The organism is Azospirillum brasilense (assembly GCF_005222205.1).
Taxonomy (GTDB): domain Bacteria; phylum Pseudomonadota; class Alphaproteobacteria; order Azospirillales; family Azospirillaceae; genus Azospirillum; species Azospirillum brasilense_G.
This window is the reverse complement of record NZ_CP032346.1, coordinates 1,541,125-1,564,984: the sequence shown is the minus strand read 5'-3', so window position 1 is coordinate 1,564,984 and position 23,860 is coordinate 1,541,125. Positions and strand designations below refer to the sequence as shown.

At 71.2% G+C, this 23,860-nt stretch carries 21 protein-coding genes; 6 read left to right on the top strand and 15 right to left on the bottom strand.

Features of this window, described 5'->3' with window-relative positions:
• Positions 1–109: 109 nt before the first annotated feature.
• The 7 genes from D3869_RS21065 to D3869_RS21035 all read right to left on the bottom strand — a co-directional run bounded on the left by D3869_RS21065 (position 110) and on the right by D3869_RS21035 (position 7,137).
• The gene (locus D3869_RS21065) at positions 110–517 is read right to left on the bottom strand and encodes a hypothetical protein (protein ID WP_175426541.1); all 408 of its coding nucleotides are present in this window, start codon (positions 515–517) and stop codon (positions 110–112) included.
• A 93-nt stretch (positions 518–610) separates the two neighbouring features.
• Complete coding sequence (locus D3869_RS21060; protein ID WP_137141758.1) at positions 611–2,011, bottom strand: alginate export family protein; 1,401 nt, start codon at positions 2,009–2,011, stop codon at positions 611–613.
• Positions 2,008–3,630, bottom strand: coding sequence for an MFS transporter (locus D3869_RS21055; protein WP_137141757.1), 1,623 nt, complete (start codon positions 3,628–3,630; stop codon positions 2,008–2,010). The genes D3869_RS21060 and D3869_RS21055 overlap by 4 nt, the downstream gene beginning before the upstream one ends.
• Complete coding sequence (locus D3869_RS21050) at positions 3,627–4,082, bottom strand: DoxX family protein (protein WP_175426540.1); 456 nt, start codon at positions 4,080–4,082, stop codon at positions 3,627–3,629. The genes D3869_RS21055 and D3869_RS21050 overlap by 4 nt, the downstream gene beginning before the upstream one ends.
• Before the next feature lie 14 nt (positions 4,083–4,096).
• Positions 4,097–6,049, bottom strand: a complete 1,953-nt coding sequence (locus D3869_RS21045) for an amidohydrolase (protein WP_137141756.1) — start codon at positions 6,047–6,049, stop codon at positions 4,097–4,099.
• The gene (locus D3869_RS21040; RefSeq protein WP_137141755.1) at positions 6,046–6,339 is read right to left on the bottom strand and encodes a XapX domain-containing protein; all 294 of its coding nucleotides are present in this window, start codon (positions 6,337–6,339) and stop codon (positions 6,046–6,048) included. The genes D3869_RS21045 and D3869_RS21040 overlap by 4 nt, the downstream gene beginning before the upstream one ends.
• Before the next feature lie 126 nt (positions 6,340–6,465).
• Positions 6,466–7,137: a hydrolase gene (locus D3869_RS21035; RefSeq protein ID WP_014197758.1), complete on the bottom strand. Its 672-nt coding sequence runs from the start codon at positions 7,135–7,137 to the stop codon at positions 6,466–6,468.
• A 277-nt stretch (positions 7,138–7,414) separates the two neighbouring features.
• On the opposite strand from D3869_RS21035, the gene D3869_RS21030 reads away from it, so the two are divergent.
• Together D3869_RS21030 and D3869_RS21025 are read left to right on the top strand one after the other, a co-directional pair.
• Positions 7,415–9,043 carry a sensor histidine kinase gene (locus tag D3869_RS21030; protein WP_137141754.1) on the top strand — a complete coding sequence of 543 codons (1,629 nt, stop codon included), beginning with the start codon at positions 7,415–7,417 and terminating at the stop codon, positions 9,041–9,043.
• Positions 9,040–9,696, top strand: coding sequence for a response regulator transcription factor (locus D3869_RS21025; RefSeq protein WP_137141753.1), 657 nt, complete (start codon positions 9,040–9,042; stop codon positions 9,694–9,696). Before D3869_RS21030 ends, D3869_RS21025 begins: the two co-directional genes overlap by 4 nt.
• Before the next feature lie 12 nt (positions 9,697–9,708).
• Here D3869_RS21025 and D3869_RS21020 read toward each other — a convergent pair whose 3' ends face one another.
• The 3 genes from D3869_RS21020 to D3869_RS21010 form a co-directional block, all read right to left on the bottom strand.
• Positions 9,709–10,533, bottom strand: a complete 825-nt coding sequence (locus tag D3869_RS21020; RefSeq protein ID WP_137141752.1) for an alpha/beta fold hydrolase — start codon at positions 10,531–10,533, stop codon at positions 9,709–9,711.
• 127 nt (positions 10,534–10,660) lie between these two features.
• Positions 10,661–11,938, bottom strand: a complete 1,278-nt coding sequence (locus D3869_RS21015) for a glycosyltransferase family protein (RefSeq protein WP_137141751.1) — start codon at positions 11,936–11,938, stop codon at positions 10,661–10,663.
• An 8-nt stretch (positions 11,939–11,946) separates the two neighbouring features.
• Positions 11,947–13,515, bottom strand: coding sequence for a glycosyltransferase (locus D3869_RS21010; RefSeq protein WP_137141750.1), 1,569 nt, complete (start codon positions 13,513–13,515; stop codon positions 11,947–11,949).
• Positions 13,516–13,827: 312 nt separating this feature from the next.
• On the opposite strand from D3869_RS21010, the gene D3869_RS21005 reads away from it, so the two are divergent.
• Positions 13,828–15,465: a bifunctional diguanylate cyclase/phosphodiesterase gene (locus D3869_RS21005; RefSeq protein WP_137142039.1), complete on the top strand. Its 1,638-nt coding sequence runs from the start codon at positions 13,828–13,830 to the stop codon at positions 15,463–15,465.
• Between the two features lie 147 nt (positions 15,466–15,612).
• On the opposite strand, the gene D3869_RS21000 is transcribed toward D3869_RS21005, so the two are convergent.
• The 5 genes from D3869_RS21000 to D3869_RS20980 all read right to left on the bottom strand — a co-directional run bounded on the left by D3869_RS21000 (position 15,613) and on the right by D3869_RS20980 (position 20,199).
• On the bottom strand, positions 15,613–16,689 hold the full coding sequence (locus D3869_RS21000) for an IS5 family transposase (protein ID WP_137141134.1): 1,077 nt from the start codon (positions 16,687–16,689) through the stop codon (positions 15,613–15,615).
• A gap of 95 nt (positions 16,690–16,784) precedes the next feature.
• On the bottom strand, positions 16,785–16,967 hold the full coding sequence (locus tag D3869_RS20995) for a hypothetical protein (protein WP_137141749.1): 183 nt from the start codon (positions 16,965–16,967) through the stop codon (positions 16,785–16,787).
• A 20-nt stretch (positions 16,968–16,987) separates the two neighbouring features.
• The gene (gene feoB / locus D3869_RS20990; protein ID WP_137141748.1) at positions 16,988–18,889 is read right to left on the bottom strand and encodes a ferrous iron transporter B; all 1,902 of its coding nucleotides are present in this window, start codon (positions 18,887–18,889) and stop codon (positions 16,988–16,990) included.
• A gap of 52 nt (positions 18,890–18,941) precedes the next feature.
• Positions 18,942–19,241, bottom strand: a complete 300-nt coding sequence (locus tag D3869_RS20985) for a FeoA family protein (protein ID WP_137141747.1) — start codon at positions 19,239–19,241, stop codon at positions 18,942–18,944.
• Positions 19,242–19,389: 148 nt separating this feature from the next.
• Positions 19,390–20,199 carry a tetratricopeptide repeat protein gene (locus tag D3869_RS20980; RefSeq protein WP_247895820.1) on the bottom strand — a complete coding sequence of 270 codons (810 nt, stop codon included), beginning with the start codon at positions 20,197–20,199 and terminating at the stop codon, positions 19,390–19,392.
• Between the two features lie 52 nt (positions 20,200–20,251).
• Here D3869_RS20980 and D3869_RS20975 point away from each other — a divergent pair, with 52 nt between their 5' ends.
• The 3 genes from D3869_RS20975 (at position 20,252) to recF (ending at position 23,858) form a co-directional block, all read left to right on the top strand.
• Positions 20,252–21,142, top strand: coding sequence for an SDR family oxidoreductase (locus D3869_RS20975; protein ID WP_137141745.1), 891 nt, complete (start codon positions 20,252–20,254; stop codon positions 21,140–21,142).
• 266 nt (positions 21,143–21,408) lie between these two features.
• On the top strand, positions 21,409–22,539 hold the full coding sequence (gene dnaN, locus D3869_RS20970) for a DNA polymerase III subunit beta (RefSeq protein ID WP_014197767.1): 1,131 nt from the start codon (positions 21,409–21,411) through the stop codon (positions 22,537–22,539).
• 140 nt (positions 22,540–22,679) lie between these two features.
• Positions 22,680–23,858, top strand: coding sequence for a DNA replication/repair protein RecF (gene recF / locus D3869_RS20965; RefSeq protein WP_137141744.1), 1,179 nt, complete (start codon positions 22,680–22,682; stop codon positions 23,856–23,858).
• Positions 23,859–23,860 lie beyond the last annotated feature (2 nt).

Here is a 23,860-nt window from a genome sequence, read left to right as displayed (position 1 = left end):
CAACGTTACACGGGCGCCCGGCGTTCCCGACACGGCAGCGGGCGTAAGTTACCGTATCCCTCCGCAACCGTCGCAGCGGATGGCGGCGCCCCGCCGGCCGCGGCACGCTTCAGGGGCGGATGCGTTGCCGGAAGGCCAGGAGTTCCTGCCGGTCGAGCGTGGAATCGCGGTTGGTGTCGGCGATGAGGAACGCCTCGTCGATGACCGTGATGAACTCCAAGCTGTCGATCCGCCCGTCCGGCCCGGCGGCGGCGGTGAACACCTCGGGCCTCAGCGGTGTCTCATCGGGTGTCAGCACGAGGTCCCGGTTCCGGTCCCAGACATAGAAGACCAGAATCTTGTTGTTCTGAAACTCCGCGTTCGAAATCCGCCCGTCGTGATTTTCGTCGAACAGGTCGAACACATCGGCCCCCTGCGCCGCCCGATCCGGCATCTCGGCGGCCATGGCCGGCGCCTGCAACCCAACCGGCAAGGCGAGAATTGCGAGGAGGAAGGCCGGACCGGTGCTGCGGAACATGCTGCTGCGCCCCTGTGCATCATGACATTCGCAACCATGCCGCCAAAGGAGGGGGCCGGCGCAGGTACCGTACCGAAACATACCCATGGCCCATCAGAACTTGAACACCGCCTCCATCCCGACGAAGTGGATCGTCTTCGCGGGGCCGGTGTCCTGAAGGAAGGAGCCGGGCCGGAACAGCGAGTAGGACAGCAGCCCCTCGACCGTGCGCCCGGCGGCGTAGGACAGCACAAGCTCCCCCTGCGTGCCGATGTAACGCGACCGCGATTCGGCGCCGGAGCGGAGCAGGTTTCCGGACAGGTCGTAGACGCCGTCCTCCAGGCTCATCCGCCAATAGGCGATGGCCGAGGCGGAGAGGCTAAAGTCGTCCGACAGCGCCACATCCACGGACGGATGCAGGTTCATCAGGTTCAGCGGCCCGACCGGGGTCAGCTCCCCGAAATACTTCGCGCGGGGGAAGAGGGGGTTGAAGGTGCCGAGCCGCCCGTCGCCGGGATCGCGGTCGCCGCTGGCGATGTTGGCCTTCAGCCCGAGCCGCGGGCGCAGCGGCAGGCCATCCCAGCGGTGACCGGTGTCGCTGGCGACCGACCATGCGGCGATGGTATCGCCGTCGATCCGGCCGGTCTGGAGCATGGCCTCCCAGTTCCAATCCCAGCCGTCGGCCTTTCCGAACAGGCGGGTGCCCAGCGTGTGCCGCTCCTCCCGCCCCTCCCCGCCCTCGAAGGACGCCGCCCGGTTGCCGTAGCCGATGTAGTAGGCGTCCAGTCCGGTACCCCAGCCCTCGCCCGCGCCGCGCGTGGCGTACAGCCCCCAGGCGGAGCGCCCGCCGTCGCGCCGGTCGTCGAACAGGTCCGGCGCCGCGCGGACCGGGCGGCCGAGGAAGCCGTCCACCCGCCAGGGGCCGGCGTTCACGATCCCCGTCACCGCGTCGAAGGCGCGGGGCACGTTGGCGCCGTAGCGCAGGCTGATCAGCCGCTCCGACCCGTAGGCGAGCATCTGGCGCCCGGCCCGCAGCGTGCCCTGCGCGCTCCCCAGCGGGACGGACAGATCGGCGAAGCCCTGCAGCAGGTCGGCGCGGTCGACGTCCGGCGCCCCCTCCGGCCCGAGCTTGCCCGCCGAACCGGCCATGATCAGTTGCCCGAAGACGCGCAGGGCCGACCCGGCGCGCAGGTCGGCATAGGGCAGCAGCCGCCACAGGCCGTAGGCGTCGTTCCTCGGCTCGTCCTGCCCCCAGCCGCTGTTGCGCACGGCCTCACCGCGCAGCCGCGCCTCCAGCCCGGTGGACAGGGAGACGGTGCCGCCGGGGGTGAGCGGGATCGCCTTGAAGCGCTCCCAGAAGGCGCCGCTGCCCGCCGCGGGGTCGAGGAGGTAGCGGTAGTCCTCGTCGTAGCGGCTGTTGGTCAGGGGCGGCGGCGTCTCCGCGAGGGTCTCCGCAGGGGCCGGGGCGGATTGGAGCAGCAGAGCCGCGACCAACGCCCCGCGCCACCGCCTCACGACGCCTTTCCCGCGCCGTGCTCCAGCGCCAGGAAATGCGACACCCGCGGCGGCCCGTCGCCGCGGTGGAAGGCCAGCGCCTCCTTCTGCACGTCCGCGTCGGCGTGCGACACCCGGCGGTGCTGGCGCTGATGCTCCGCCCAGGATTCGACGAAGAACCACTCCAGCACCCGCTCCGGATCGCCGGAATCCTGGCTGACGCCCCAGGCGTAGGCGCCGTCCCGCCGCCGCGCCTCCGACAGACGGCGGAGCGCGGCGTGGAAGGCGTGCTGGTCGGCGGCGGCCACCCGGTACTCGATGGTGATGAGGACCGGACCACGGTCGTTGCGCACCGGCTCGGCGGTCAGCGGCTCCGGCCAGTGGTTGGACGGGGTGAGGTCGGCCTCGCCCTCCGGCAGCGGCACCGCGCGGGACAGCACCGCGACGGCCAGCAGCCCGGCGGCGCTGACCCACAGGGTGGCCGGCACGCCGATCGCGTCGGCCAGAGCCCCCCAGCCGAGACTGCCCGCCGTCAGGGCGCCGTTGAACACGGTTAGGTAGAGCGCCAGCCCGCGCCCGCGCACCCAGTTGGGCAGGATCGCCTGGGTCGTCGCGCTCAGCGTCGTCAGCACGGCGATCCAGGCCGCCCCGGCGCCCAGCAGCACCGGCAGCGCCAGCCAGCGCGGCGGGGCCAGGGCCAGGATGCCCATGACGACGGCGGTGACCAGCGCCGCCGCCAGCATGAGGCCGTCCGCGCCCAGGCGCTCGCGCAGGCGCGGCAGGACGGTCGCCCCGCCGATGGCCCCCGCCCCCACGGCGCCGAGCAGCAGGCCGTAGAAGCCCGGTCCACCGCCCAGCATCGGCCCGGCGACGATGGGCAGCAGAGCCCACAGGGCGCTGGCGCAGGCGAAGAACAGGCCGGCGCGCAGGAAGACGCGGTGCAGCTCCTTGCTGGCGCGGGCGTAGCGCAGCCCGGCGCGCAGCGCGCCGCCGAACTGCTCCGACAGATCGTCGCGGGTGTCGGGGGTGCGCCGCCACCACAGCAGGGCGGCGATGACGATGATGTAGGAGGAGACGTCCACCGCGTAGGTGGCGGCGGCCCCGGCGGCGGCCAGGATCGCGCCGCCCGCCGCCGGGCCGATGGCGCGGGCGATGTTGATGCCAAGGCTGTTCAGCGCGACGGCGCCCTTCAGCTCGCCGCGCGGCACCAGCTCCGGCACGATGGACTGCCAGACCGGCGCCATCAGCGCCGCCCCGACACCGCCCAGGAAGGTCAGCCCGGCGATGGAGGCCACGCTGGCGACGCCCAGCGCCGCCTGGATCATCAGCGCGGCGCTGACGCAGGCGAGCAGGCACTGGATGACGATCAGCATCCGCCGCCGGTCCATGATGTCCGACAGCACGCCCGCCGGGATCGCCAGCAGGAAGATGGGCAGCGAGCCCGCCGCTTGGATCAGCGCGACGGTGGACGGCGATCCAGACAGGTCGAGGACCAGCCACGCGCTCGCCACGTCGCGCATGAAGGTGCCGACGTTGCCCAGAACCGCCGCCACCCACAGCACGGCGAACAGACGGTTGCGCAGCGGCGCGAAGGCCCCGGCCGGCTTGGTCCCGGGGGAGGGCACGGTCTCGGCGGTCATGCGGACCCTCCCCGGCGGTGGGAGTCGCGGTGGGTGAGCGCCGCCGCCGCGGCGAAGCCGCCGACGATGGCGAGATGCTCCAGGAAGGTGGCGGTCTGGCGGGCGCGGTCCGGCCCCTCATAGGTCCAGAAGGCGTGGGCGAGCAGCGTGGCGACCACCGTGAAGCCGGCGAGAATCCCGGCGCCGAGCCAGCACCAGCGCCGTGTCAGAAACAGCGCCGACCCGCCGAGCTGGGTGACGATCACCGCCACCGCGACGAGGACCGGCAGGCCGAGCCCCAGCCCCGCCGCCTCGGCCACCGCACCGTTGAAGTCCGTCAGCTTGACCAGCCCGCTGACCAGGAAAGGCGCCGCCAGCGCGAGGCGGGCGAGCCAGGCGGTCCCCGGCCAGTCGAGCAGGGCGGCGACCGGCGCGGCGGCGGCGTCCTTGCGCGTGTAAAGGCTGTCGGCCATCGTTCCGCTCCCCCTCACACCGCCCAGCAGCCGCAGCCGAACACGCCCCAGAAGCTGCGCGCGTCGGACGAGGGCACGTCGGCGCCCAGCGCCGCCGCGTGATCGTGGCCGTGCACGGCGCAGCCGGAATGGCAACCGCACTCCGCCGCCTGCTTCTGCACCGTCTTGGGATCGCGGTAATAGCCGCCGACCGTGGCGACCGGCGACCAGTCGGGCATCGGCTTGGGCAGCGGCGGGGCGAGCTTGCCGAAATCGCCCTCGCCATGCACCACGGCGCCGCCCAGCAGGGTCAGGACGGAGCGGATGTGGGGGATGCGGTCCTCCGGCACCGCCATGTAGTCGTCGCTGAGCAGCGCCGCGTCGGCGAGCTGCCCGGCTTCGATCCTGCCCTTCTTGCCCTGCTCGTTGGAGAACCAGGTGTTGGCCTCCGTCCACAGGCGCAGCGCCGTCTCGCGGTCCAGCCGGTTGGCCATCGGGTAGAGCGACAGCCCACCCACCGTCTTGCCGGTGACCAGCCAGGACAGCGAGACCCAGGGGTTGTAGCTGGCGACACGGGTGGCGTCCGTCCCGGCGCCCACCGGCACCCCGGCGGCCATCATCTTCGCGATGGGCGGCGTGGCCTCGGCGGCCTTGGCGCCGTAGCGCTCCACGAAATACTCGCCCTGATAGGCCATGCGGTGCTGCACGGCGATGCCGCCGCCGAGCGCCGCGATGCGGTCGATGTTGCGCTCGCTGATCGTCTCGGCGTGATCGAAGAACCAGTTCAGCCCCTGCAGCGGGATGTCGCGGTTGACCTTCTCGAAGACGTCGAGCGCCCGGCCGATGGTCTCGTCGTAGGTGGCGTGCAGCCGCCAGGGCCAGCGCCGCTCGGCGAGCAGGCGGACCACCGGCTCCAGGTCCGTTTCCATGTTCGGCGGCATCTCGGGCCGGGCGACGCGGAAGTCCTCGAAGTCGGCGGCGGAATAGACCAGCATCTCCCCCGCCCCGTTCAGGCGATAGCGGTCGTCGCCGTCGCCCGGCTTGACCTTGTCCGACCAGGTGGCGAAGTCCTTCAACTCCTCCTTCGGCTTCTGGGTGAACAGGTTGTAGGCGATGCGCAGCGTCATCTCGCCGTCGGCGTGCAGCTTCTCGATGATCGCGTAGTCGTCGGGGTAGTTCTGGAAGCCGCCGCCGGCGTCGATCACGCTGGTGACGCCCAGCCCGTTCAGCTCCCGCATGAAATGGCGGGTCGAGTTGACCTGATACTCCTCCGGCAGCTTCGGCCCCTTGGCGAGGGTGGAGTACAGGATCATCGCGTTGGGCAGGGCGAGCAGCAGGCCGGTCGGGTTGCCCGCGGCGTCGCGCTGGATCTCGCCGCCCGGCGGGTTGGGCGTGTCCTTGCCGTAGCCCACCGCCCGCAGCGCAGCGCCGTTCAGCAGCGCGCGGTCGTAGAGGTGCAGGATGAAGACCGGCGTGTCGGGGGCGGCGGCGTTGAGCTCCTCCAGCGTCGGCAGGCGCTTCTCGGCGAACTGGTGCTCGGTGAAGCCGCCGACGACGCGCACCCACTGCGGGGCCGGCGTGCGGGCCACCTGGGCGCGCAGCATCGCCATGGCGTCGGCCAGCGTCGGCACGCCGTCCCAGCGCAACTCCATGTTGTAGTTCAGGCCGCCACGGATGACGTGGATGTGGCTGTCGATCAGGCCTGGGATCAGGCGGCGTCCCTTGGCGTCGATCACCGCGGCGTCGGGAGATGCTGCGGCGCGCACCTCGGCCTCCCGCCCCACGGCGAGGAAGCGCCCGTCGCGGATCGCCACGGCGTCGGCCTGCGGGTTGGCGCGGTCGAGCGTCGTGATCTTGGCGTTGACGATCAGAAGGTCGGAAGACGGCATGGCGGCATTCCCAAGGCGGGTGAGCAGGGGCGAGGCGAGCAGGGCGGCGGCGGCGCTTCCGGCGATGGCGCCGCGGCGACCGATTCCGGTCCCGGTCATGCCCGGCCCCGCGGGGGTGCGTCGGCGGCCGGGGCCGGCGGAGTCGCGGCATCGGGAGCGGCGCCGGCCTGCGGCCCCAGGATGTGGCGGGCGCAGTCGTTCTGGATGAAGGCCAGCACCGGCTGCCCGGCGATCAGCCGCTTGACCACCGGCACGGCCTGCTCGCCGACCAGCATGCCGAGCAGGCCGATCAGGGCGATGGTGGGCGGTGCTGGGGAGCGGACGCCGAGCAGCGCGTAGAGGACGCCGACCAGGATGCCGGCGCCGAGGGAAAGCAGATAGGGCATCATGGCGTGCCTGTTCTTCGTCCGGATGGGCGGGAAAAGGCGGACCGGCCCCGGGGAGGGTCGGGACCGGTCCGCCGCGGCGCGGGGCATCGCGCGCCGCAAGCTGAGCGCTGCGGCTCAGCGCCGCAATCAGGCGGCGGCGCTGTGGCCGCCTTCCGACGCGCCGAACATCGTCTTGGCGTAGATGATGCCCAGGCCATAGGCGCCGCCGTACTTCTTGGCGATGCCGGTGGTCATCTCGTAGGTCTCGGTGCGCGCCCAGTCGCGCTGCAGCTCCAGCATGTACTGGAGCGAGGTCATCGGGCGGACGCCGGCCTGAACCATGCGGTCCATGGCGCGCTGGTGCGCCTCGACCGAGACGTCGCCGCAGGCGTCGGCGATGACGTAGACCTCGAAGCCCTGGTCGAGCGCCGACAGGGTCGGGCCGACGATGCAGACCGAGGTCCACAGGCCGCAGAAGACCAGCCGGGTCTTGCCCAGGCCGTTGACCCGCTTGATGACGTTGGCGTCCTCCCAGGTGTTCATGGAGGTGCGGTCGGTGACCTCCGCCCCCGGGAAGGCCTCGGTGATCTCGGAGAAGATCGGGCCGGAGAAGCTCTTTTCCGCAACCGTGGTCAGGATGGTCGAAACGCCGAAGCCGGCGGCGGCGTGGGCGACCAGCGCGGTGTTGGTGCGCAGCGTCGTGGCGTCGATCGAATGGGTCGCGAAGGCCATCTGCGACTGATGATCGATCATGATCAGCGCGTGGTCCTTCGGCGAAACAAGCAGTTTGCCAGGAGTCGCGGTGGCGGTGATGGTCATGTCTCTATCCCCGTTGTTTTTGGCGCCGGTGCCAATGGCGATGGCCGTGTGGCGATGGCCGTGGCGAAACACGTGACGATGTCTGTGGCCCGGCGGTGTGTCGAAGCATCGGTCAGGGACGGAGGACGGCGACATTGAACTTGCGTTTGCGGGCCCTATACCTTGGTATATCAGGCCAAGGCGCCGCTCGCCGCCGGTGCCGGACAGGATAAAGGACAGGGTTCGAGGCTTGAGGGTTGAGGGCGGACGTGACCGGACGGGCGGGCGAGCGACGGTGATGCGCACGAGCGATGACCCCGGAGACCAACGGTTTCTTCTGGCGACCCTGCCCCCGCGGGCCGGTCAGACGCGGCTGGCCGTCGGCACGGTGGCCGGGCTGCTGGTCGCTCTGGCCATCGCGGCGCCCTTCGCCCGCCTGACGCTGGACGGGACGGCGGTCCTGCTGCCCGCCTACGCCACCGCGGTGCTGCTGACCGAGCTGATGACCGCCGTCCTGCTCTTCGCTCTCTACGCCACGCAACGCTCGCCGGCCCTGCTGGCGCTGGCCGCCGGCTATCTGGTCACGGCGCTGCTGATCGTTCCCTGGGCGCTGACCTTCCCCGGCGTCTTCGCGCCGACCGGGCTGCTCGGCGCCGGCCTGCAGAGCACGGCCATCGTCGCCGCAGGGCGCCGCCTCGGGCTGCCGCTGTTCATCCTGGCCTACGCGCTGCTCAAGGTCATGGAGGCCGGCCCGCGCGAGGCGCACCGCCCGGTCCTGCCCGCAATCGCCGGCGGCATGGCGCTGGCGACGGCGCTGGCCGGGGGCCTCACCGCCCTCGCGCTGGCCGACGACGCCCTGCTGCCGCGGCTGATGGTCGACACCATGCGGGAAACGCCGCTGTGGCGGGTCGTGCCGGTGACGGCGCTGGCGCTCTGCGCCGCGGCGCTGGCCGTCCTGTGGCGGCAACGCCTCTCGGTCCTCGACCTCTGGCTGATGGTCGTGCTGGCCGCCTGGGCCATCGAGACCTGCCTGCTGAGCTTCATCAGCGGCGGGCGCTTCAGCGCCGGCTGGTGGTCGGGACGGCTGTTCGGGCTCGCCGCCTCCAGCGTCGTCCTGCTGGTCCTGCTGGCCGAGATGACGACTCTCTACGGGCGGCTGGTCCGCTCGGTGGCGGCGGAGCGGCGGGTGCGCGACGCGCGGCTGGCCAGCCTGGAAGCGCTCTCCGCCTCCATCGCGCACGAGGTCAACCAGCCGCTGGCGAGCATGGTCACCAACGCGGGCGCCGGGCTGCGCTGGCTGGACCGCCCGTCGCCCGACCTGGTGGAGGTGCGGGCCGCGCTGAAGCGGATTTCCGAAGACGGGCACCGCGCCGCGCGGGTGATCGCCTGCATCCGGGATTCCTTCCGCAAGGCGCCGCCCCAGCGCCGCCGGCTGGACATCAACGGCGTGATCCGCAGCGCGCTGGACCGCACGGAGGGCGAGCGGCGCCTGAACCGCATCGCCGTGCGCACCGACCTTCAGCAGCGCCTGCCGCCGGTCAACGGCAGCACGGTGCAGCTCGAACAGGTCCTGCTGAACCTGATCGCCAACGCCGACGATGCGATGAGCGTGGTCGCCGACCGCCCGCGCGTTCTGAGCATCCGCTCGCGCCGCCGCGGGCTCACGGACGTCGTCGTGTCGGTGGAGGACACCGGCACCGGCCTGCAGGCGTCCCAGGAGGAGCGGCTGTTCGAGCCTTTCTTCACCACCAAGGAGCATGGGATCGGCATGGGGCTGACCATTTGCCAGTCGATCATCGAGGCCCATGGCGGCCGGCTGTGGGCGGCCGCCAACCAGCCCCACGGCGCCGTCTTCCGCTTCACCCTGCCCGTTGACGACGAGCCGGAGCGGTCGGAGGGCGGGGCGGCGCTGGAGCGGACGCGATGAGCGACCGGCCCGCCTCCGACCGCTCCGCCACGGCCGTGGACGCGCCCTTCGTCGCCATCATCGACGACGACCCGTCGATCCGGGACTCGCTGGTCAGCCTGCTGCGCTCCGTCGGGCTGACCGCCCTGCCCTTCGCCTCGGCGCAGGAGTTCCTGCAGCAACGCCTGCCCGACGCGCCGGGCTGCCTCGTGCTGGACGTCCGGCTGCCCGGCCAGAGCGGCCTGGAGTTCCAGCGCGAGCTGAACGGGACGGACATCCACCTGCCGGTCGTCTTCATCACCGGCCACGGCGACATTCCCATGTCGGTGACGGCGATGAAGGCCGGCGCCGTCGAGTTCCTGGCCAAGCCCTTCCGCGACCAGGACCTGATCGACGCCGTCCACACCGGCATCGAGCGCGACCGCGACCGCCGGCGCGCCCTGGACGCGCTGTACGACCTGCGCGAGCGGTTCCGCAGCCTGACCCCGCGCGAGCGGGAGGTGATGCGGCTCGTCGCCGCCGGCCAGCTCAACAAGCAGATCGCCGCCGAGCTGCAGCTCAGCGAGATCACCGTGAAGGTCCACCGCGCCAACGTGATGCGCAAGATGCAGGCGCGGTCCCTGCCCGATCTGGTGCGCATCGCCGACAAGGTGACCCTCGCCGGCGATGCCTGACCGGCCCCCCGCTTACGCCCCCTTGATGAAGGCCAGCACGTCGGCGTTGAAGCGGTCCTGGTGGGTGGCCGTCAGGCCGTGCGGCGCCCCCTCGTAGACCGTCAGCGTCGCCTGCGGCGCGATCTCCACGGCGCGGCGGGCGGCCGCGTCGATGGGCACGATCTGGTCGTCGTCGCCGTGGATGAGCAGCGTCGGGACGGCCATTTTCTTCAGGTCCTCGGTGAAGTCGGTTTCCGAGAACTGCTGGATGCAGTCGTAGGCGCCCTTGATCCCGGCCATCATGCCCTGAAGCCAGAAGGACTGCCGCAGCCCCTCCGACACCTTGGCGCCGTCGCGGTTGAAGCCGTAGAAGGGCATGCTGAGGTCCAGGAAGAACTGCGACCGGTCGTCGTAGGTGCCCTTGCGGATGCCGTCGAAGACCTCCATCGGCAGGCCGCCGGGGTTGGCCGCCGTCTTCAGCATGATCGGCGGCACCGCCCCGACCAGAACGGCCTTGGCGACCCGCCCGGTGCCGTGGCGCCCGATGTAGCGGGCGACCTCGCCGCCGCCGGTGGAATGGCCGATCATCACCGCGTCGCGCACGTCCAGCGCGTCGAGCAGTTCGGCCAGGTCGTCGGCGTACTGGTCCATGTGGTTGCCGGTCCAGGTCTGGTCGGACCGGCCGTGGCTGCGCCGGTCGTGGGCGATGACCCGGTAGCCCTGCTGGCCGAAGAACAGCATCTGCCCGTCCCAGGCGTCGGCGCTGAGCGGCCATCCATGCGAGAAGACCAGCGGCTGTCCGCTGCCCCAGTCCTTGTAGAAGATGCGGGTGCCGTCCTTGGTCGCGATCGTGCTCAAAACCCCCTCCATTTTTGGACGCGCGAAAGAGCCGCGGCGCGGGGGGAAGGCCGACATCGGCCTTTCCATGGGCGTCGCGGAACCTCCTCTTCGCCACAACTGTGCCGGAGGCGGGCCGGCCTGAACACTATACGGAGGTATCGGTGGCCTGAGGGGGTGTATGGGAAGGGGCCGGACATCCGTCGGCCAGCACGCCAGCCAGCACGGCGGCCAGCACGGCGGAAAGGATGCGCTCCAGCGACAGCCGGTCGAACACCCAATCCCGATGGGCGGCCCGCAGCCGCGCCCGGCGGTCCGGATCGTCCCGCAGCGACGCCAGCCGCTTCACGGCCTCCTCGCCGTCGCCGAAGGTCAGGTCCGCCTCGACGGGGCCGAACAGCTGGCCGCTGTCGGCGTGCCGCCAGCTCACCAGCAGGCCGTCGCGCTTCATGATCTCCAGGGTGCGCGGGAAGATGGCCGTGTCGTAGGCGAGGCTTCCGAAATCCAGGCAGGCCGCGGCCTCGTGATAGAGGGCCCGCGGCTGCGGGGAGACCGGGTGCGCCGCGATGCCGTACCGGTCCCAGCCGTCCCCCCACAGGGCGAAATCATCCCCGAAGGCGTCGCGCAGGGCGGTGGCGAAACGCCGGCGGTTCTCCACCGCGAAGACCGCGGCGAAGGCCCGGTTGAACGCCAGCGTCCAGGCGGGATCGGCGGACGGCCCGGCCAGACCGCACAGGTCCATCGCCGCCGTCCGGTGCAGCGCCGGCCGGGCGCGCATCGCCTCGGCGACGGCCTCGGCGGCGCGCCGGACCGCGGGATCGCCAGGCTCCGCCGGCGGGCAGCCCTGGCCGAGATAGACGAAGCGCCCGGCGACCAGCGGCGTCTCGTCCCGGTCCCCCGCCTCCCCCGTCATGGCGCGGTAGGGATGGCGGACCAGACCGGGATCGCCCTGGGACATCCAGCGCTTGTAGAGATGCAGCGTGCCGTCGCCATCCCGCAGGGCGCAGATCCAGGGATGCACCCCCAGCGGGGCGTGGAACACCCGCGTCAGGCCCAGCCGCCCGCACTGCTCCGCCACGCTGGGGCACATGCACCACATCCGGACGTTCCAGCGTTCCATCCATCGATCCGCCTCCGCCACCGCGGCGGGGGTGGCGGCGCCGATCTCCTCCAACGGGTGCTTCAGGCAGATGTGGACCAGCGCCGGACGCGTGCCGAAGGACGCCACATAGGTGGTCAGCATCTCCACCGTGTCGCGCGGGATCTCGAACAGGTTCAGCGCGAGGATGGCGTCGATGGGCCGGTCGATCACCTCCCGCGAGATGTCGGGAAGCGCCAGCACCGATTCGTGCCCCAGCGCGATCAGGGCGGCGTGGATGGACCAGAGGATTTCCGAGGTTCCCTGCCCGCAGAGAAGCACGCGCATCGCCGTCCTCACGCCCTCTGCCGGTGCAGGGCGACCGCCTCGTCCAGCAGCGCGGCGAGACGGGCGGCGTCCCCGCCCTCCCCCTGGACCGCCGCGAAGCGCGCGCGGGCGGCGGCGCGGGTCTGCTCCAGCCGCTCCGGACAATCCGCCAGCGCCACCGCCCGCGCGATGAAGGCCTCCTCGTCCGTCACCAGGAAATCCGGCCCGGCGACGCTCGCCACGTCACCGCCGGGAAAGGACAGGATCGGCACGCCCGCGGCCAGCGCCTGCGCCGCGCTCGCCCCGCCGCCGGTGCGGCGCGGGTTCAGGCAGAGGCCGCACAGCCCCAGCAACCCGTCCATCCGCTCCACCCAGCCCAGGCTGCGCAGCCGTCCGGCGTGGCGGGACGCGGCGAGCCGTCCGGGCAACGTCCCGGCGTCCCCGGCAAAGAGCACGACGGCGCGCGGGATCGCGTCGAGAAGCCGCTCCAGAAGGGCGAGGAACCCCGCCCCCACCTCGGCGTCCAGACGGTTGCCGATCACCACGCAGGGAAAGGCGTCCTCGGGAAGGCCGAAATCCGCGCGGGCGGCGGGAGACGCGCCGTCGTCCGGACGCAGCGACAGGCACAGGCGGAACGGCCGCCACGCCCGGGCGAAGCGTCCCCCTTCCGGCGGCGGGGTGGTGCCGCCGAAGTCCAGCGCGATGTCCGCCAGGGTGACCGGCGTGCCGGTGGTCGTCGGGATGCACAGCAGCGGCCGCACCGCCCCCAGCAGGTCGGCCAGCAGCACGGAACCGCCGAAGCCGATCACCACGTCCGGGTCGAACGCCTCGACCGCCGCCAGGAAACCCTTGAGCTTGCCCGCCGTCAGGCCCGGCTCGACCGAGGAGATCAGGCGGAAGCGCTGCTCCTCGAAGGCGATGAGCTGCTCGCCGTCCAACTGCGCCTCGATGGCCGCGGCGAAGGGCGGGACGAACGGGCTGTGGTAGCGGTCCGGCATCATGTTGGTGTTGAGGATCAGCACCTCCCGCCCGGCGCCCCCCTGCAGAAGGGCCGCCTGCCGCAGCAGGTCGCGGGACGGCTGATGATAGGCCGACAGGAGCTGGTTGGTGACCATCACCACCCGTCCGTTGGCCGGCGCCCCGGCGGGCCGTGGAGCCGGGTGGAGGTCCAGGCGCCGCGCCACCTCGCCCAGAAAGCGTTCATAGAAGGGGAAGAGCCGGGCGGTGAAGAAGCCGGGCATGGTCGCGGCGTCCATGCGCGCCAGGAAGATCTGCCGCTGCATCGACCAGTAGATCTGGTTGATGCCGTCCAGCGGCGCCAGGTCCAGCACATGCTCGACCATGTCCAGGATGCGGGCGAAGCGCCGCAGATCGCCCGAGATGTGGGCCAGCGCGGATTCCCGCAGGATCGGGTCGGCGCCCGCGGCGGCGGTTTCCAGCGCGGCCATCAGCGCCGCATCGGCGCCCAACCCCGCGGCCCGCGCCTCCTCGCAGACATCGGCGATGGCCTTCAGCTCCTCCCCCGTTCCAGCGGAGCCGCACAGGCGCGCCGCAACCGAGGGCAGAAGATCGGAGGCTCGGCTGGAGTCGTTCGGCATCTCGGCGCTCCGGATCGGACAGGGACCATGAAGGGCGGGGTGGCGGGAGGCCGGACACCGGCCCGGCGCATCGTCGCGCCATGGGCTTTGTTATCACCAACGCGGAAAAGACGCGAGACACCATGGGCCCTCTTCGCTCAGCGGTGGAAATATTTCGTTTTTTCAATCAGTTCCGGTGCATTTGTCGAGAATTTCGGGCCCTTTCCGTCTTCCGGACAGGCGTGGCATCGTTTATCTTTGGCCGGCGGTGGGCAGAAAGCCTAGCCATCTGGGAAATAAAAAGACGGTTTCTTGGAGGAGTAGAGCTTGCAGATGCTCATCGCCGCGACCGATGGACTGCGACGGCAATGCCGCAGCGTCATCATCCGTCTTATGCTGTTTGGACTAATTCTGGTCTTCGTCGGTGCCTGTGCGCGCATCTGGGTCCTGTCTTCCTTCTTGGAGGGCAAGATCAACAACCTTACCTCGTCCCAGCAGCAATCGACGGCGTCCTACGTCGCCCACGACATCGACGAGAAGATCAAGGCGCGGCTCGATCTCCTGCGCCGCGCCGCCGGAAGCCTCCCATCGGCGGCGCTCGACGATCCCATGGTCCTGCGGGACTGGCTGAAACGGCATCAGGAGATCGCGCCCCTGTTCTCACGCGGGCTGATGGTCGTCCGGCTGGACGGCCGGGGGGCCATCGCCGATTATCCGGAATGGCGTCGGTCGCCGGATTTCGACGTCTCGGATCGCGACTGGTTCCGGGCGGCGCTGGAATCCCGCGAACCGGTGATCGGGCGTCCCGCCCGCTCCTCCATCGACGGGGAGCCGATGGTGGTGATGGCGATGGCGGTCACCGGTCCCGCCGGAACCCCGATCGCGGTCCTGGCCGGTGCCACGGCCCTCTCGTCGCCCGGCTTCCTCAACCTGGTCCAGGGAAACCGCATCGGGCGCAGCGGTGGGTTTCTCCTGGTCTCCCCCCGCGACAGGCTGTTCGTGTCGGCCAGCGATCACGGCATGATCCTGACCGCCACCCCGCCGGAAGGGGTGAATCCGCTGCACGACCGGGCCATGGCCGGCTACCGCGGCACCGGGATCACCGTCAATGCGGCGGGGGTGGAGGAGTTGTCCGCCATCGCCTCCGTCCCGACGGCGGGCTGGTTCCTGGTCGCCCGGCTGCCCACCGCGGAGGCCTTCGAGGGGGTGCGCGACCTCCAGACCTTCATCGCCACGAACAGCCTGATGATCGCCGCCTTCGCCGCGATCGTTCTGTTCTTCGGGATGCGCCGCTTCTTCCGCCCGCTGACCGAAGCGGCGCGGCGGATGCACCAGATGGCCGACGGGCACGTCGAACTGTCGCCCCTGCCGGTCCGGCGCATGGACGAGGTCGGGGAACTGGCGCAGGGTTTCAATTACCTGCTGGGCAAGCTGCGGGAGCAGGAGGCCGCCCTGCGGGCGAGCGAGGCGCGCATGGCCCACATGGCCCATCACGACGCGCTGACCGGCCTGCCCAACCGCACCATGTTCCACAACCGGCTGCAGCAGGCCATCGACCGGGCCGAGCGCGGCGGCACCCCGTTCGCCCTGCTCTACATCGACCTCGACGGCTTCAAGCCGATCAACGACACCCACGGCCACAGCCGGGGCGACGAGGTGCTGCGCGAGGTGGCGCGCCGTCTGTCCGGCCTGCTGCGCAAGTCCGACCTGATCGCCCGCATCGGCGGCGACGAGTTCGCCGTCATCCTGGAAGTGGAGGTGACTCCCGCCGGGGCGGAGACGGTGGCCGACAAGTGCCGGGCGGCGCTGGAGGCCCCCATCCTGATCGACGGGCTGCGGCTGCCGCTCGCCCTGTCGATCGGCGTTGCGGTCTACCCAAAGGACGGGCGGGATGCCCAGCAGCTCATCGTCCACGCCGATCAGGCGATGTACGCGGTCAAAAGGGGCGCCGTCCGGGTTCCGGCCCTCTAGCAGGGTGCGGAAAAACGAACATATTCCGGCCTTTTTCCTCCGCTGAGGCTGAGAATGCGGGTTTCAGCGGGCGATTTGGTCGGGACGGAGCGTTTTTCCTCGCTCCGAGGCTCCCAGAACCGCCGTTCAGGCGGATTGCGGGCGTGATTATGCCGCAGCCAGCAGCTTGGGCAGGCGGATCAGGTTGTAAGCGGTGGCGGTTAGGGTGAACATCCAACCGACACGGGCTGCTCCGCAATGGCGCGTCTTGCGCAAGCCGGCTCCCTTGATCCAGCCAAAGACCTCTTCGATCCGCTTGCGGACCCGCAGGCTGACGGCGTAGCCGGGATGGCGGGTGGTCCGGCCGTCGATCGCCGAGCGGCGGTTGCTGGTATTTCGGGCAACATGCGGAGCCACGCCCAAGTCGCGCATGTCCGCCACGAAATCCTTGGTGTCGTAGGCCTTGTCAGCGCCGACCGTGATGCGGTGGCGGCCGGGGATGGCCTCGATCATGGCCACCGCCGCCGCACGTTCGGCCAGGCCGCTGGCCGCGGTGAGCCGCACGTCCACCACCAGGGCGTGGCGGTTCTCCATCAGCGCGTGGCCCATGAAGGCCAGCTTCGCCGGCTGGCCGTTGCCCTTGCGATAGAGCCGCGCCTCGGGATCGCTGGTCGAGGCATGCGTCTCGTTGGACCGCTTCTCGCCATGGAAGTCGCGCTCGCCGTTGCGCCCCGGCCCCGGCGGCTCGCCGCTGCCGTCTTTGGGCCGGAAGCTCTTCACCGACGCCCAGGCTTCGATCAGCGTGCCGTCCACCGAGAAATGCTCGTCCGACAGCAGCGCCTTGACCTTCGGCTGACCCAGCACGGTCGCCAGGAACTTGGCCGCCACATCGCCGGCCAGAAGACGCTCGCGGTTCTTGGTGAACACGGTGACGTCCCACACCGGGGCGTCCATGGACAGGCCGACGAACCAGCGGAACAGCAGGTTGTAATCGAGCTGCTCCATCAACTGGCGTTCCGAGCGCACCGAGTAGAAGGCCTGGAGCAGCAGCGCCCGCAGCAGCTTCTCCGGCGGGATCGAGGGGCGCCCGATCTTGGAGTACAGCCCCTCGAACGCCGGCGACATCACCTCCAGCGCCTCGTCCACGATGGCCCGGATCGCTCGCAGCGGGTGGTTGGCTGGAACCCGCGCCTCGCAGCTCACGTAGCTGAACAGACCCTCGCTGCGTTCGTCCGAACCCCGCATCGTCCCCTCGTCGGTCGCGTTCTTCTCAACCGAAAAGAATCACGACCAACCGCCCGTGCACAGCCCTTTTTCCGCACCCTGCTAGACGCCCCCGCTCAGTGGCAGCCTGAGCCGCCGCCGGCCGGGCCGCAGCCCTTGCACCCGCCGCCGCAGCCAGAACCCCTCGGCGCGGTCCTGCCCAGCAGGCGGGCGCGCAGCCCGGCCGGCAGGATCACCCGCCACACCGTCCACGCCGCGGCCAGCGCCACCACCACCGCGACCAGCAGATCCTGCCACATGGCCGTGCCCTCCCCTTCCCTTACAGCAACGCCGAGGCGACGCGGTAGGTGATGAAGCTCGCCCCGTAGGCCAGCGTGATCATGTAGGCGAACATCACCGCCGGCCAGAACCAGCCGTTGGTCTCCCGCTTCACCACCGACAGGGTGGCGACGCATTGCGGGGCGAAGACATACCAGGCGAGCAGCGACAGGGCGGTCGGCAGGCTCCAGGAGGCGGCGAGCGCCCCGGCCAGCGAGGATTGCAGCGCGTCGCCGCTCTCGCTCAGCGCGTAGATGGTGCCCAGCACGCCGACCGCCACCTCGCGCGCCGCGATGCCCGGCACCAGCGCCACGGCGATCTGCCAGGTGAAGCCGATGGGCGCCAGCAGCGGTTCCAGCGCGTGGCCGATCATGCCGGCGATGGAATACTGGATGGCCGGCTCGGTCGCCCCCTCCGGCGCGCCGGGGAAGCTCGCCAGGAACCACATGACGATCATCAGCGCGAAGATCGTCGTGCCGGCCCGCGCCAGGAAGACCTTCGCCCGCTCGAACAGGCCCAGCGCGATGTCGCGCGGGTTGGGCAGGCGGTAGGCCGGCAACTCCATCAGCAGCGGCTCACGCGCACCCTTGAACACCGTGCCCTTCAAAACGAAGGCGACGGCCAGCGCCGACAGGATGCCGGCGGCGTAGAGCGCGAACATCACCAGCCCCGGCAGCCCGACCAGACCGCCCAGCAACGGACGGTCCGGCACGAAGGCCGCGATCAGCAGCGTGTAGACCGGCAGCCGGGCCGAGCAGGTCATCAGCGGGGCGATCATGATGGTCGCCAGCCGGTCGGCCCGGTTCTCGATGGTGCGCGCCGCCATGACGCCGGGCACCGCGCAGGCGAAGCTGGACAGCAGCGGGATGAAGGCCCGCCCGTGCAGACCCACCCCGCCCATCAGCCGGTCCAGCAGGAAGGCGGCGCGGGCGAGATAGCCGGTCGCCTCCAGCACCAGGATGAAGAAGAACAGCACGAGGATCTGCGGCAGGAAGATGACCACGCTGCCCACCCCGGCGATGATCCCGTCGGTCAGCAGGCTGCGCAGCGCGCCGTCCGGCAGGGTGGCGGCCACCCAGTCCTTGAGCCCGCTGACCGCGCCGTCGATCAGGTTCATCGGCGCCTCGGCCCAGGCGAACACCGCCTGGAACATCAGGAACAGCACGAGGAACAGGAAGGCCAGCCCGAACACCGGGTGCAGCAGCACGGCGTCCACCCGCCGGGTCGCCAGCGGCGGCAGGCCGGCGTCGGCCACGCAGCCGGCCAGCAGCCCCTCGACCTCCTGGTGGTAGGCGCGCAGGTCGCGCGAGGAGGGCTCGCTCCAGCCGCAGGGGGCGGCGTTGTCCGCCGCGTCCGCCGCCGCATCGGACGCCATGGCCATGGCGCCGTCAATCTGCTCCAGCAGCGGCTGGACGCCGCCGCGGCGGATGGCGACGGTCGGCACCACCGGCACGCCGAGCGCGGCCGACAGGGCCGCCGCGTCGATGCGGCAGCCGCGCTTCTCCGCCGCGTCCATCATGTTCAGCGCCAGGATGATCGGGCGGCCCAGCCGCTTCAGCTCCACCACCAGCCGCAGGTTCAGGCGCAGGTTGGTGGCGTCGGCGACGCAGACCAGCAGGTCGGGGCTGTCCTCGTGCGAGAAGCGGCCGAGCACGACGTCGCGGGTCACCTCCTCGTCGGGGGAGCGGGCGCGCAGGCTGTAGGTGCCCGGCAGGTCGATCACCTGAACGCGGCGGCCGAGCGGGCTGACGAAATGCCCGATCTTCCGTTCCACGGTGACGCCGGGATAATTCGCCACCTTCTGGCGGGAACCGGTGAGCGCGTTGAACAGGGCGGTCTTGCCACAGTTCGGGTTGCCGACCAGCGCGATGCGCGGCGGCAGGGCGGAGTCCAGGACCGACATGGCCGGATGTCCTTGCAGGGGGTCGTTCTGAAAAAGGAAGCGGCGCCTCGCGTCAGGCGGCGGGCGCCACCAGCACGGCGCGCGCCTCGGCGCGGCGGAGCGCCAGCGTGTGCTCGTTCACGCGGATGGCGATGGGGTCGCGGCCCGGAAAGGCTTCGTGCAGGACCTCGACATGGGAGCCCTCGACCAGCCCCATCTCGATCATGCGCCGCTCCAGCTCCCCTTCGGGAAGGGTGGTGACGACCCCCCGCTCATCGACGCCGGTCACGCGGGCGCGCTCGCCCTTCTTCAACTCGCCCAAATGCCGTCCGCCGGGCGACGAGCCCGTTTCGGGGGTGGGATGACCGCTCATGGCTGCACCTGATCGCACCGGGAGGTGGGGGGCGCGCGTTGCTGTCCGCCCCTCTTCGACGCGAATGATCCTGCGAAGCGTTCGCATCCGTCCAGCCGGCCAAATGTCGCAGGAGCCTTGTGAAATGAGCGTAACGACCCAACAGAAACTAGGGCTTTGCGGGGGCCGCCGCGCCCTTCGCGTCGCCCTTGGCGGCGGGAGCCGGCGCCCTGGCGGAGCGGTCAAGGTTGGCCTGCGCCGTCTTCGCCGCCGCGCTGTTCGGCGTGTTGCGGACGATCTGGCTCCAATCCTCCCGCGCGCCCGGCAGATTGCCGGCCTGCGCCTTGATGTTGGCACGCAGCAGCAGGGCGTCGGGATCGCCGGGGCGCAGTTCCAGCGCGCGGTCGATGTCGGCGACGGCCTGCCGGTCGTTGGCCAGGGCCTTGTGGGCGGCGGCGCGGTAGAGATAGGCCTCGGCCCGCCGCGGGTCCTTCGCCAGCGCCGCGTCCAGGTCGGCCACGGCGTCCCAGAAGCGCTCCGTCTCGGCCCGCGCGATGGCGCGGTCGATCAGCAGGTCCACGTCGTCCGGCTGGAGCGCCAGGGCGCGGCTGTAGGCCCGCTCCGCCCGCGCGTTGTCACCGGCGCGCAGCCATGCCCACCCCGCCCGCCCGAGGATGGAGGCCCCGGCCTTCGGGTCATCCTTGCCCAGCACCGGGGCCAGTTCCTCCAGCCGCGCCCCGGCAGTGGTGAAGTCACCCTTGTGGAACAGCGCCAGCGCCTGGCACAGCCGGGCATGGTCGCCGCCGCCGCGGTTCAGCCAGGTCTGCGCGCTCTCCAGCGCTTCGGTCGGGCGCTTCTCGGCGAGCGTCAGGCAGGCCTGGAACTCCCGGTTGTGATCGACGGCGGGAGCGGCCAAGGCGGGGCCGGCGGAAAGGAGCGCCAGCGCGGCCGTGATGAGGTAAGCGTTGCGTCGGTTCATGGCGGCCTTACACTCCGTCATTGCCGCTTCCGACGCAAGGACCCCGCAAGACATGGCTTCACCCCGTCTGTTCGTCTTCGGCCTGGGCTTCACCGCCCGCGTGTTCGCCGACCGGCTGAAGGCCGAGGGCTGGCGGGTCGCCGCCACCTGCCGCGGCGAGGACAAGCGCGCCGCGCTGGAGGCGCAGGGCATCGAGGCGTTCCTGTTCGACCGGGGCCGCCCGCTGGACGACGCCCGCGCGGCACTGGCCGGCACCACCCATCTGCTGGTCAGCGTCCCGCCCGACGAGCGGGGCGACCCGGTGCTCGACCAGCACGCCATGGATCTGGCGGACCTGCGGACTCTCGACTGGGCCGGCTATCTTTCCACCACCGGGGTCTACGGCGACACCAAGGGCGAATGGGTGGGCGAGGCGGCGTGGCTGCGCCCCACCGGCGAGCGGCAGAAGCGCCGCGTCGAGGCGGAGCGCGGCTGGCTGAACCTCTACCGGCAGTACGGCGTGCCGATGCATCTCTTCCGGCTGGCCGGCATCTACGGGCCGGGGCGCAGCGCGCTGGACAACGTGCGCGACGGCACCGCCCGGCGGGTGGACAAGCCCGGGCAGGTGTTCAGCCGCATCCATGTCGAGGACATCGCGGCGACGCTGCGCGCCTCGATGGACAAGCCGACGCTGGGCGCGGTCTACAACGTCGCCGACGACCTGCCCTCCCCCTCCCACGAGGTGGTGAGCTACGCCTGCGGCCTGCTGGGGGTCGAGCCGCCGCCATTGGTGCCCTTCGAGGAGGCCGGGCTGTCGCCGATGGCCGCCAGCTTCTACGCCGACTGCCGCCGGGTGAAGAACGACCGCATCAAGCGCCAGCTCGGCGTGGATCTGGCGTACCCGGACTACCGCGCCGGCCTGGACGCCCAGTTCGCGGCGGAAGGCGGGCGGCAGAGTCGCTGAGACGCGGTCGCCGCGGCGCGAATCGAGGCCCTCCCGTCCCCGCCGCATCCCCCTACGGCGGCACCCCGCGGAGGCGTCACGGGCCTCCGGATGGGCCGGAATCGTCGTTTCCGGCGACCCTCCGGCCGCGCCGAACGAATTTGGTTCGGCAAAACCGACGTTGTGGTATCATGCGCCCCCGTTCCGGCCCGCTGGACTGTGGCCGGACCGGCATGGGTACACCTGCGAATCGCAAAAAAACACGACCTGCCGAGACGACGACCAGCATGAACATCATCATCGAACGCGCCGCCCTTCTCCGGTCCCTTGGTCATGTGCAGAGCGTGGTGGAGCGCAGGAACACCATCCCCATCCTGTCCAACGTGCTGCTGCGGGCGAGCGACGGCGAGCTGTCGCTGGCCGCCACCGACATGGACCTGGAGATCGTCGAAACGGTCCCGGCCACGGTGACCCGTGCCGGCGGCACCACCGCCCCGGCCCACACGCTGTACGACATCGTGCGCAAGCTGCCCGACGGCAGCCAGGTGGAGCTGGACATCGGCGGCGACGGCACGATCCTGACGCTGCGCGCCGGCCGCTCGCAGTTCAAGCTGTCCTGCCTGCCGGTCGACGATTTCCCGCAGCTCTCCGGCGGCGACCTGCCGCACCGCTTCGACCTGACGGCGGGCGATTTGCGGGCGCTGGTCGACCGCACCCGTTTCGCCATCTCGACCGAAGAGACGCGCTACTATCTCAACGGCATCTACCTGCACGCCGCCAAGGCCAAGGCCGGCGGGGCCGAGTTGCCGGTGCTGCGCGCCGTGGCGACCGACGGCCACCGTCTGGCGCGGGTCGAGATGCCGCTGCCGGAGGGGGCCGCCGGCATCCCCGGCGTCATCGTTCCGCGCAAGACCGTGAACGAGATCCGCAAGCTGATCGACGAGGCCGCCGACCGCATCGAGCTGTCGCTGTCCGACAACAAGATCCGCTTCGCCTTCGATTCGGTGGTGGTGACCTCCAAGCTGATCGACGGCACCTTCCCGGATTACGAGCGGGTGATCCCGGTCGGCAACGACAAGACGATGGAGGTGGACGCCAAGCTGTTCGCCGCCGCCGTGGACCGCGTCGCCACCATCTCCACCGAGAAGAGCCGGGCCGTGAAGCTGTCGCTGACCCGCGGCACGCTGACCCTGTCGGCCACCAGCCCCGAGGCCGGCAGCGCCACCGAGGAGCTGGAGGTCAATTACCAGGAAGGCCCCCTGGAAATCGGCTTCAACTCTCGCTATCTGCTCGACATCACGCAGCAGATCGAGGGCGAGGGCGCGCGCTTCTCGCTGGCCGACGCCGCCTCGCCGACCATCGTGCGCGACGTCGCCGACTCCACGGCTCTTTACGTGTTGATGCCGATGCGTGTGTGACCGGTCCGGACGGATCGGCGCTTTTCGGGCCGGCGCGCTCCGGACCCCGTGTTTGACGGGGTGCGGCGGCCCGGTCCCCGCATCCCGGATCGGACGCTTTGCTCGACGCCAGACAGACTTCGCCCTATCCCATCCCTGCGATGGACAGTCCGGCCGCTTTGGCGGTGACGCGCCTGACCCTGACCCGCTTCCGCGGTTATGACAGCGCGCGGCTGGAGCCGGACCGCCGCCCGGTGGTGCTGACCGGGCCGAACGGCGCCGGCAAGACCAACCTGCTCGAAGCGGTCAGTTTCCTCGCCCCCGGACGCGGCCTGCGCGGCGCCAAGCTGTCGGAGGTCGAGCGGATCGGCGGCAGCGCTGGCGATGGCGCGGGCGCCGGCTGGGCGGTCGCCGCCGTTCTGGACACCCCCACCGGCCCCGTGGAGATCGGCACCGGCCGCGAGATCGGCCCCCAGGCGGCGTCGGGCGCCGAGCGCGACCGCCGCGTCGTCCGGGTGGACGGCCACCCCGCCAAGGGCCAGACCGTGCTGGCCGAGCATGTCGCCGTCGTCTGGCTGACCCCGCAGATGGACCGGCTGTTCCTGGAGGGCTCCAGCGGGCGCCGCCGCTTCCTCGACCGCCTTGTCTTCGGATTCGACCCCGCCCACGCCGGGCGGCTCAGCCGCTACGAGCACGCCCTGCGCGAGCGCGCCCGCCTGCTGCGCGAGGGCCACCGCGGCTGGAACGGCGACGAGGGCTGGCTGGGCGGATTGGAGGACCAGATGGCGACCACCGGAGTCGCCGTGGCCGCCGCCCGCCGCGACGTGGTGCAGCGGCTGCGCGCCGCCTGCGGGCGGGCCGTCGGCCCCTTCCCCGGCGCCGACCTGACGGTCCAGGGCACGGTGGAGCGCTGGCTCGACGAGGGCCCGGCGCTGGCCGCCGAGGACGCGCTGCGCCGCTCGCTGCGCGACAGCCGGCGCGCCGATTCGGACAGCGGCGGGGCCACGCTGGGGCCGCACAAGAGCGACCTCGCGGTGCGCCACGCCCAGAAGGACATGCCGGCGGCGCTCTGCTCCACCGGGGAACAGAAGGCGCTGCTGATCGCCATCATGCTGGCCAACGCCCGCCTTCTGGCGGCGGAGCGCGGGGCCGCCCCGCTGCTGCTGCTGGACGAGGTGGCCGCCCATCTGGACCCGCAGCGGCGCGAGGCGCTGTTCGACGAGATCCTGGCGCTGGGCGCCCAGGCCTGGATGACCGGCACCGACGATTCGGTCTTCGGGCCGCTCGGCAGTGCCGCCAAACGCTTCCACATCGAGGATGCGACCGTGACCCCGGCCTAGCT

Excerpts from the sequence above, each read along its gene's own strand:
- D3869_RS21005 (WP_137142039.1), top strand. The coding sequence starts at position 13,828 with ATGCTCATCGCCGCGACCGATGGACTGCGACGGCAATGCCGCAGCGTC.
- dnaN (WP_014197767.1), top strand. The coding sequence starts at position 21,409 with ATGAACATCATCATCGAACGCGCCGCCCTTCTCCGGTCCCTTGGTCAT.
- D3869_RS21030 (WP_137141754.1), top strand. The coding sequence starts at position 7,415 with ATGCGCACGAGCGATGACCCCGGAGACCAACGGTTTCTTCTGGCGACC.
- D3869_RS21055 (WP_137141757.1), bottom strand. The coding sequence starts at position 3,630 with ATGACCGCCGAGACCGTGCCCTCCCCCGGGACCAAGCCGGCCGGGGCC.
- D3869_RS21045 (WP_137141756.1), bottom strand. The coding sequence starts at position 6,049 with ATGACCGGGACCGGAATCGGTCGCCGCGGCGCCATCGCCGGAAGCGCC.
- D3869_RS21015 (WP_137141751.1), bottom strand. The coding sequence starts at position 11,938 with ATGCGCGTGCTTCTCTGCGGGCAGGGAACCTCGGAAATCCTCTGGTCC.
- feoB (WP_137141748.1), bottom strand. The coding sequence starts at position 18,889 with ATGTCGGTCCTGGACTCCGCCCTGCCGCCGCGCATCGCGCTGGTCGGC.
- D3869_RS20985 (WP_137141747.1), bottom strand. The coding sequence starts at position 19,241 with ATGAGCGGTCATCCCACCCCCGAAACGGGCTCGTCGCCCGGCGGACGG.
- recF (WP_137141744.1), top strand. The coding sequence starts at position 22,680 with ATGGACAGTCCGGCCGCTTTGGCGGTGACGCGCCTGACCCTGACCCGC.
- D3869_RS21000 (WP_137141134.1), bottom strand. The coding sequence starts at position 16,689 with ATGCGGGGTTCGGACGAACGCAGCGAGGGTCTGTTCAGCTACGTGAGC.
- D3869_RS21025 (WP_137141753.1), top strand. The coding sequence starts at position 9,040 with ATGAGCGACCGGCCCGCCTCCGACCGCTCCGCCACGGCCGTGGACGCG.
- D3869_RS21035 (WP_014197758.1), bottom strand. The coding sequence starts at position 7,137 with ATGACCATCACCGCCACCGCGACTCCTGGCAAACTGCTTGTTTCGCCG.
- D3869_RS21065 (WP_175426541.1), bottom strand. The coding sequence starts at position 517 with ATGTTCCGCAGCACCGGTCCGGCCTTCCTCCTCGCAATTCTCGCCTTG.
- D3869_RS20980 (WP_247895820.1), bottom strand. The coding sequence starts at position 20,199 with ATGAACCGACGCAACGCTTACCTCATCACGGCCGCGCTGGCGCTCCTT.
- D3869_RS20995 (WP_137141749.1), bottom strand. The coding sequence starts at position 16,967 with ATGTGGCAGGATCTGCTGGTCGCGGTGGTGGTGGCGCTGGCCGCGGCG.
- D3869_RS20975 (WP_137141745.1), top strand. The coding sequence starts at position 20,252 with ATGGCTTCACCCCGTCTGTTCGTCTTCGGCCTGGGCTTCACCGCCCGC.
- D3869_RS21040 (WP_137141755.1), bottom strand. The coding sequence starts at position 6,339 with ATGATGCCCTATCTGCTTTCCCTCGGCGCCGGCATCCTGGTCGGCGTC.
- D3869_RS21050 (WP_175426540.1), bottom strand. The coding sequence starts at position 4,082 with ATGGCCGACAGCCTTTACACGCGCAAGGACGCCGCCGCCGCGCCGGTC.
- D3869_RS21010 (WP_137141750.1), bottom strand. The coding sequence starts at position 13,515 with ATGCCGAACGACTCCAGCCGAGCCTCCGATCTTCTGCCCTCGGTTGCG.